This window comes from Ketobacter sp. MCCC 1A13808 (genome assembly GCF_009746715.1).
In the GTDB taxonomy this organism is placed as follows: domain Bacteria; phylum Pseudomonadota; class Gammaproteobacteria; order Pseudomonadales; family Ketobacteraceae; genus Ketobacter.
Genome location: NZ_VRKW01000065.1, coordinates 1 through 1,163 on the forward strand (window position 1 = coordinate 1; position 1,163 = coordinate 1,163).

General features: G+C 46.9%; 1 protein-coding gene. It reads right to left on the reverse strand.

All coding sequences use genetic code 11. The features are described 5' to 3' along the window. Window positions 1–76: 76 nt before the first annotated feature. A complete protein-coding gene (locus FT643_RS23040) occupies window positions 77–1,141 on the reverse strand; it encodes a hypothetical protein (RefSeq protein ID WP_156873742.1) in 1,065 nt (354 codons plus the stop codon). Between the last annotated feature and the right edge of the window lie 22 nt (window positions 1,142–1,163).

Below are 1,163 nucleotides of genomic sequence, written 5' to 3' on the forward strand. Positions count from 1 at the left end.
GTTCGGGATTACTTCCTGCGAATTGGGACTTTCCGGCTTTGGCATAACTGGCTCCTGACTCACCCTGATTTAGATGTTAACTCAAAATCAGCTGGTGCAGGAGCAGGTTGACACACAGGGACCTCACCAAGTCAGATATTTTGGACGAAAACCCGAGCTTAGGTAGCCATATTTCATCATCCATTTCAAAATCAGTAAATTGGGGGGCACCATTTACTTCGTCCAAAACATTGCCATTCGCATCGACAATTTGAAATGACGTGTATAACGATGATTTGTAATCATGGTCTAGAGACACAAATCCAAGCCCTGCTTCTATATCGAGAACATCGAGCCAATCATGGGAAACATATACGTAAGCACTAATCTGCTCCGGCATCGCCCTTGTCTTATCTTGCAGTAATTGAATTCCGGTCAGACCTGGGCTACCTATATTGCGGTTTTCCAGCAGATATTCTACTGAAAGGTCGGACTCAGCTAAAGTTGAGCCTAACCCATATATCAAATGAGTACTTTCAAACCTTTGTACAGCTTGCACTTCAACCGAGGTCCTATCGGCAGCAACATCAGACATAAGTGAAACGTCTGCATCAGGCGCATTTGCTACCGAATTCTGTCCAACATCGCTCTCACTCCCAGCTAAAGAAACAATGACAGCGATTCTTGGGTTAAATTTGTGCCGGAGGCCAAGCCGATAATTATTTCGCTCGGTTGTCTTGCCGATAAGATTCAACAGCTGTCTATCAAAGTGGGGGGATAAATCCCCCTGATCCCAATCCAACGTGCTGGCTTCAAATTGAAAACTGGTGGACGGTGATAACTGCCATTGAACTAAGCCGTTAAGAATATCCTGTTCCTGCCAGGAGTTGGGTCTCCAGCCATCAGATTCAAAATGAAACTGGCCTACACTCACTGCCAATGGTCCTGCTAAAAAAGAGCCTGTTACGTCTTCACTCCAGGTTCCGTCGCCCCCCCCGTAGCCATCCAGACTTGCATATATTCCGTCTTGCGTGAACAGTGAGTGATATTCATTTAACCCGGCGGTTTGCGGCCCGGCACCCTCAACAAAGGAAATATTGGATTCGCTCAATTGCGGCTGTAACGGATAGGCGGACAGCGGCTGCCATAATTGCGATTGCAATAACTCGGAGGCCCGGGCAGAT